Annotated in this window: 5 protein-coding genes; all 5 read right to left on the bottom strand. The window is 49.1% G+C overall.

Features of this window, described 5'->3' with window-relative positions:
- Window positions 1-571: DUF2931 family protein (locus tag AACQ81_RS13610; RefSeq protein ID WP_237385550.1), on the bottom strand; the 571-nt coding region annotated here is incomplete at its 3' end.
- A complete protein-coding gene (locus tag AACQ81_RS13605; protein ID WP_237385549.1) occupies window positions 571-2,526 on the bottom strand; it encodes a T6SS phospholipase effector Tle1-like catalytic domain-containing protein in 1,956 nt (651 codons plus the stop codon). The genes AACQ81_RS13605 and AACQ81_RS13610, both read right to left, overlap by 1 nt.
- A gap of 9 nt (window positions 2,527-2,535) precedes the next feature.
- Window positions 2,536-3,294 carry a DUF4123 domain-containing protein gene (locus tag AACQ81_RS13600; protein WP_237385548.1) on the bottom strand — a complete coding sequence of 253 codons (759 nt, stop codon included), beginning with the start codon at window positions 3,292-3,294 and terminating at the stop codon, window positions 2,536-2,538.
- A complete protein-coding gene (tssI, locus tag AACQ81_RS13595) occupies window positions 3,291-5,354 on the bottom strand; it encodes a type VI secretion system tip protein TssI/VgrG (RefSeq protein ID WP_237385547.1) in 2,064 nt (687 codons plus the stop codon). Before tssI ends, AACQ81_RS13600 begins: the two co-directional genes overlap by 4 nt.
- A gap of 33 nt (window positions 5,355-5,387) precedes the next feature.
- Window positions 5,388-7,139: a type VI secretion system baseplate subunit TssF gene (locus AACQ81_RS13590; protein WP_237385546.1), complete on the bottom strand. Its 1,752-nt coding sequence runs from the start codon at window positions 7,137-7,139 to the stop codon at window positions 5,388-5,390.
- Between the last annotated feature and the right edge of the window lie 149 nt (window positions 7,140-7,288).

Below are 7,288 nucleotides of genomic sequence, written 5' to 3'. Positions count from 1 at the left end.
TAGAGATCAGGATATTATCGCCGTTGTTTTTATCGATGCCGCGTAACCAAACACGGGCAGCCCCCCCCGGTGCCAAACCAATGAATATCGTATTTCGGTAATCAGGTGGCTGTTTTTCATAACCCGGATAGAAAGCAGGCTCACGCATCAGTTGCCGAACCTCAGGTGTGAAGTTAAACAGGGTCTGAAAGGATTTTTTATCAATCACAGAATCCCAACAAACCATCAGCCGTTTGGGAAGTGCTTCACCATGGTTTCTGATGCCCTTCCCACTCACCCCCAATTTTTTACTCCATGTCGTTACGCTACGATAACTTGAATTGGCATCATCTGGCATAAATTTTTGAACAATATAATTATCCTCATCCTGAAACTGGACAAAGCTGATACTGATGGGAAAATATTCTGGTGTATAAAATTTAAACCACCATTTATCATAAGGCAGCGGCTCACTTTTACGCACAATGGGTTTGTAGGTCACCACCCGTTTCCCGGGCGGATAAGACTGACAGGCCGCTAAGCTCCATACCAATCCAAAACCCAGCAGTGATATTAAAATTTTTCTTTTCATTATGAGATTTCCTTACGGGTGATATCAAAAACAGCCCGGTGCCATTTTTCACAAGGACGATTGACAAAACTGAATAATTCGACAGCGTAAACACCGCCCTGAATTTTCTCCTTTTTGAGTTTAACGGTATTCCAGTGAGAGGAGCGGTGAACGTATTTGGCCTGAATAAAGGCAAGTTCTTCTTCCGTAAAAGGGACTGGTTGTTGACCTTGCCGAATGGCACGACCCTGCGCAATGGCTTTGTCTGCCAATGGCTGGAGTTTCGGCGTAAGCTGGTAGTACTTAACACTTTCTTTTGGTTTATCAAAGATCATACCCGCCTCTTGAGCGGCATCCTGCATTACCTGCATCACGACTTTTGACCAGTCATTGGTTATCTTACGGGAAAGTACCGCTGCCGCTGAAACCTGCTTTTTAAACATCTCTTTCTCATTGCGGGGATGAAAATGGGGATTTTGCCAGACTTCAACCCTGACATGATTGCCAATCAGCAAGGGCGCAATGGTCGGGTACATTTTGAGTTGCCCAAGCTCTTCCTGTACTTTTTTATAAACTGAGGTGGCGTTATCGGGAATACTTTCATCCACCGTGGCGATCCGCGGTCGGGTGATAAACAGATCCTCCGTTGCTTCTGGGTTATACCCGCCACCAATATCAGAATGCGCACCCGGGAATATGAGTTCCGGATAATCCGGTTTAACGCTATTTAAAGAAAAGTTATAACGGCACTCATTCATGGCCGTAATGTGGAAAATATGCTCTGCAATGCCCGCGGGTAAGCGGATATCAATATCACCCGTATCGGCATTGTGGGGATTGAGTCCGTTACCAAGTGTCCCAATGGCAGCTACAGTATCAAAGATGCCCAAAAAACGGGTTGTTCCCGTCGGGTAACGGGTGTTATCCAGATAGCGTTGCTGTTCAGTAAAACATGCTGACAGCGCCTGCGATAAGGCAGGGTCTTTGTGATAGATACGGTTAGCAAAATGACGTGCCGCCGCCGCACCCCGGCTAAAACCGATGATATCGAATTGCAGGGATTTAACACAGTGCTTTGTCCCTTTCAAAAAGTTCGAAATTTCGGCTTTTATTTCCTGGATAGCCATATCGGTCTTTGCTGCCACGCCGGTTTCACCGACCCCCAGCCCATAACCGATGATATTGTCCGATGTGCCTGCCTGAGTGCCGATACCCTCGATATAGACCTTGAGTTGATGGTTGTTTTCACTAAATTGCTCTTCCTTGTATATTTGATGTAAAAAATGCACATTGGTGTAGTAACCATCATAACTGATCCGCGAAGTATCACCGCGTTTACCAAATTGGTCAAATGAACAAGTAAAATCGTTAACCTGTTTTTGTGTTAAGCCAATCTGTTCGGGAGAACATGCAAGGCGTTCATCAATATTGTCAGTATTATTCCCCGTCCCATCAAAAAAGACGCCAATAGTCAAATTAATACCACTTTCAATCACCTGAATTTCCAACACATGCCTTCGTTTAAGTTGAGATGTGCTGAAACCTTTTAATGTCGAATTTTTAAAGTGTTCAGATGATTTCAATTCATCTTCTTGCCAGCCTTTAATCTTCGGGTATGCATCACTGAGCATACCCAATGTAATATATTGGTATTCATGCCCGTCCAATATAGCTGTTGGCTTTACAGGGGAATTGGCTTCTCCAGTTTGCTGACGTGGTGCTCGTTTAACTATTTCATCGGCAAGAGGTTGTGCTGTAACAGATAGCGTCACTGGCATAGGTGGAAGATCTGCTTCACGTAATAAACCATTCCCATCCGTGGTACCTGTTCGCACAATGCTTTTGTTCCCCCGGCTTTTCAGCTTATAAGATATACCTGTTAATGGTTTACCTTGTTCATCTACAAGCTGAAATTCAATCCAGTGTTTCAGTATCTTTTGACAATCAATACAATCCGTCGGTTCTAACTGACTCATTTTTCTTCCTTAATTGATTTCAGTAATAAAACGTTCAACACTGAGCTTATTCAGGTTCTGTTTTTCATCTCTCGCCTGCTTAAGCCATACCACAAGGCTATGCTGCAATTGTCCTTCCGGTTCATCCAGTTTCAGTGCCAATTCGGAATTTTCCTCCCAAAGCTGGCAACTTAAGGAGTAGGCCAGATTCTTGAGGGCGGTATCGGTTGAGTAACGGGCTTCAATCAGGTGATCGCCCAGCACAAATAAATTCGTGTTTAATTCCTGAGCGCAATTTTCGGGTCGGTAATAGCAAACTGGCTCAGGCGTATCGATCATCAATTCATTAACTGGCGTTAACAGTTCACGCCAGTCACCCGGTTGCAGGGCGGGCAGCAAGGGCGTGAAAATACGGTTATCCATCAGACGCAAAACCACCACTTGCCCGCGCAGTAAAACCTGCTGATGTAAACGCCAGTGTTCTAACTGAAATGACCAGGGTAAGGTACTGCGATAACCCCAGCCCCAACTGGCATCGCTGAATTCGTGTTTATCCAGCAGTAGAGCCAGTTCCGGCAGGCATTTTGTTTTGAGTTGAATCAGCCACGGGCTTTGTTCCAGCATGGCATTCATTGGCGTGCCGCTGTAGAGCGGAAAAGCCTGCTCTGTCCAGCCATTGAGGTAAAAGAGCTGGACGGGGTTCGGTTCCGCCAGACTGTTGACCAGAAAATAACACTCCCCTCTGTCCTGATGTGACAGCCAGCTTTTCCAATTGGTTGATTCCATCATGCTTCTTCTGCTCCGGTGATAATCCAGTTTTCTTCTTGCTGCGCAAGAATGGCACAGGGTGGTTTAGCTGGGAATTCAGTTGCCGGCAGCGCTTCCGCCATCGGGAGTGGCCCTACTTTTTCGAGCGGCTCTACCCCCTCCGGGAGTTGTAGTGAAACACCGCGTCCGCTGCCGGCCGAACCCTGCCCGACATTAATCATGGAAGATAAAATGCCCGCCGGGGTGACTTTCAGAAAACTGCCACCGACTTTCAGGGTGATTTCTGATGCGGCTTCCAACACCACTTTGCCGCCACTTTTCAGGTGAATTTCCTGCCCGCTGTCAATCACGGTGGCATCACCGGTCTGAATATGCTGGCTGCCCGCAATCCGGTGGGAAACATCGCCTTCGGTGGTGATTTTGCGCGAACCGGCGACCTGATGGTGGTCATCGGCGCGGATATCGTGGTAACGGTTGTTATCGATACGTTGTTTCTGGTCGTGTTTGATATGCCAGAGGGCATCGTTTTCGATATGAGCCGTAAAATCTTTCTGGCCGTGGAAATAGATTTCTTCACTGCCTTTCGCATCCTCAAAGCGCAGTTCGTTAAAGCCTTTGCCTTTATGGGTTTTGGTCTTGAAGGTAGTGCGGGTTTTCTGGGCCGGTAAATCCAGCGGCGGGCGGTTCAGGCCATTGTAAACACAGCCAGTGACGATGGGCCGATCAATATCCCCATTGAGGTAAGAGATAATCACTTCCTGACCGATACGCGGGATCGCCATAAAACCAAAGCCGTTGCCGTTCCAGCCCTGTGCGACGCGAACCCAGCAGGACGCACCATCATCCGGTTGGTCATAGCGATTCCAGTGAAAATGGACTTTAATCGCGCCCTCTTTATTAACGAAAATCTCTTCCCCTTCCGGGCCGACCACTATCGCGGTTTCATCGCCATCGGCCAGCGGTTTGTAATGGAAAGGCGGACGCCAGTCAGCAAGGCCGTCGATAAAGCTGAAGTGATTGCTGAGTGTGGTGCCTTCTCCGCTGCTATCGCCCAGTGCCTGCGGGCAGCGTCCGTGGTGACTGATACCGACTACCTGCCAGCGGGCATTCAGCGGGGCGTGCGGGTGACTTTTTATCTCGAAAATTTTACCCGGCATCAGTTTGATACAGTTACTGTTGCCGCTGCCGGTTTTTTTCTGGTTATCCAGCGCTTCATGGCGGTATTTGAGAAACGGTTTAGCGGCGGCATCTTTTTGAAAACGCCCGTAACTTTCAAACACGGTGTAGGGGGTTTTGCTGCCGAAGTCGCGGAAACCTTCGCTGCTCTGCATATGGGAAAGGTGATAACGCGGGTTTTCCGGGTTGAAATCTTTATGGAAACTGCGTTGCGGACTCATGCCAACGCCCAGTCGCACCTGATAAATCGTCTCTGTCCCGTGCGCGGTTTCCGGCTGGGGCTGGTAAAGTAGCGGCAGTCCTGCCGTCATCCCCAGATGGCTGTCACTGAAAAACAGGGTTTCATCCTCAAACCAGAAACTGACTCCCTCTTCCGCCGCCAGACGGCTGAAAAAGCCATAGTCAGATTCCCGTTTCTGAGTGACATATTCCCTGTCCTGATGCGGATCGTAGAGCTTCGAATCAGCGCGGACTTTATGTTTTTTCAACAGACCATTCAGGATGGCAGGGACATTTTGCTGATGGAAGATCCGGCTGTCCTGATTAAGCGTCAGACGCCAGAGAGCAGGCCGCACCGTTACGGTATACAGGGTTTTATTGCCATCGGTGCCTGCCCAGTCAGCATGGGAAACGATGCCGGTGATTTTGCGTTGCAGTGTTGCGCCGTTAAACACCTGCAACACCGCTTCCTGCATCAACAACGCGGTTAAATCGATTTCCGGCTTTGGCCGAAATGGATTATCAGGCAGGGACTGAACCAGTGTCAGGTTGAGGGTAAACAGTTCAGATAACCCTTCCTGAAGGGAAAATTCCCCCACGGCAAAGGTGGATTCAGGCAGGCCCGCTATCTGAAATGTAAAGCGCAGTCCGCTTTTGGCCGCCGTCAGCCCGTTCATTATATTCATCCTATTTTGCTCCTTGTCATGATGGTTGAACAATTACATCTCCATGCGTGCCCCGTAGACTTCTTTGAATTTCCACAGATTTTTTTGGTTCGGAATAGATACATCCAGTTTGACGAAGGTGGACTGGCTGACAAAGCAGGCCATCGTCTCATGGATTAACCGACAGAAGCGGTACATCTCTCCTTGATTAGCGTAACAATCGGGGTTCAGGGTCAGTGACAGCAGACGCCCACGGACAGGGCAGCCCAGTTTCATCCGGTCAATCAGGATCTCTTCCACCTGCATAATGCCGTCGATATGCCGCTGGATATGGCGGCTCAGGGGACGGTTAAATTCGGCATAATGGTTAAACAGACGAAGAAAATGTTGCATCCCTTCTGTGGTAAACAACAAAATGGGTGGGCTGGCGAGGCAGGAAAGCAGCGGCCAGCCGGAATTATCCTGTAACATCGGCGGGAAATCGGGGGTCACTGGCGTAATATTGTGCACGCTGAGATGCGAAGGCGAACCTTCCTGCATCACACTGATGGTGCTTTGCGCCAGTGCCATGGCAGGTTCATGATAGCCGGTGAAATCGCAGGCGACCGCGAGTTCAGGCAGGTTGCGAGCCGGTTTGCCTGTCAGGTCAAAAAAATGCAACCGATGTTGAATGCGATCCAGCAAGTCACGCTCGGTGCGAAGCTGGTAGTAGAAATAATCCGGCTCTTCCCCGGCCAGCAGTTCCGCTGCGGGCGTAAACTGCGCTATCGGCAGATAACGGTAAGGCGTGCCCCGTTGGGCGTCATCATCGGGTTGTTGAACCACCTGAACGTCATGCAGCCGGAATAATTTTACGGAATCCCCCAGTGGCAAGGGATAACAGTGATTTTCAGCACTCAGCAGAATAGGCGGGCTGAGCCGTTTTTCCAGATGAATGGCCGGTACCCAGCCTAGCATAAAAGCATCTCCGACATCATCCAGCGGCAGTTCGCCTTCAAAACGAAAAACCAGTTCAAACGTGCCGTCCGCATTGAGCGGGACTTCCGCGCGATCACGGCTGATATCCAGCGTGACAAAATTATACAGGTGCGGTAGTGCATAATATTCAACCAGCGTTTGCAGACCGGTATAGGGGCTTTTTTTCATCGGCAGGATGGGCTTATCCAGCAGATCATGCCAGCCATAAGGAAAACAGTTCAGTTTACGTTGCTCGCCCTGTGCGCTGACACTCATCTCACAGAGATGCTGGTCAAGCCACAGGCTGAGTTGTGCTGCCTGCTCAGTATCCGTGCCCAGGAAAAAAGAGAGCGCTCCGCATTTCCAGACTGAAGAAGTGCTTCCCGTCTGGCAAAGCGTCAAGATAATTTCGCTGTGGGTGCCGGTTTTTTTCACCCTGCGATCCCGCACCACTAAAGGCTCAATATGCAGCGGCCGGCAGGTTTTGAAGGTGAGTAATTGCTCCTCCGCCTGCGCAGAAACAGCCGTGTTTCTGGGAATATCCGCCGCGCCCTGATGTTCGCCATCAGTGGGAAAAAATTGCATGACTGTGGCCGGCGGAACAGGGCACAGCACTAACGGCCAGATAGGGGATAAAATACCGAGGGTAATTTCGGGGAAATCATCCTCCAGCTTATCCCGTAAGCGGGCAATCAGCAGAGAAAACGCTTCAAAGAGACGTTGAATATCGGGATCATGGGCCGTGGCCAGAAAATCAGTTAAATGGGGGGATTCTTTTGCCACGCGCTGAGCCAGCTCCCGCAGGTAGGCGCGTTCTTGCAGGTACAGCGATTCCTTGTTGTTCTTCATTGAATTTCACTTACGTTTTTACCCGTCAGAGATCGGAATAGTGCTGAATGAATAAAAGATGTTAGGTCTATAATTGTACACATTCATCAGTAAAATTAATCAACCAATTAAATCCAATTTTTGTCTGGTTTTGGTGGAATATCGGCCTG

It is taken from the genome of Xenorhabdus sp. Sc-CR9 (genome assembly GCF_963897815.1).
Lineage (GTDB): Bacteria > Pseudomonadota > Gammaproteobacteria > Enterobacterales > Enterobacteriaceae > Xenorhabdus.
This window is presented reverse-complemented; position numbering and strand designations above follow the sequence as displayed.

Excerpts from the sequence above, each read along its gene's own strand:
- AACQ81_RS13605 (WP_237385549.1), bottom strand. The coding sequence starts at position 2,526 with ATGAGTCAGTTAGAACCGACGGATTGTATTGATTGTCAAAAGATACTG.
- AACQ81_RS13600 (WP_237385548.1), bottom strand. The coding sequence starts at position 3,294 with ATGATGGAATCAACCAATTGGAAAAGCTGGCTGTCACATCAGGACAGA.
- tssI (WP_237385547.1), bottom strand. The coding sequence starts at position 5,354 with ATGAATATAATGAACGGGCTGACGGCGGCCAAAAGCGGACTGCGCTTT.
- AACQ81_RS13590 (WP_237385546.1), bottom strand. The coding sequence starts at position 7,139 with ATGAAGAACAACAAGGAATCGCTGTACCTGCAAGAACGCGCCTACCTG.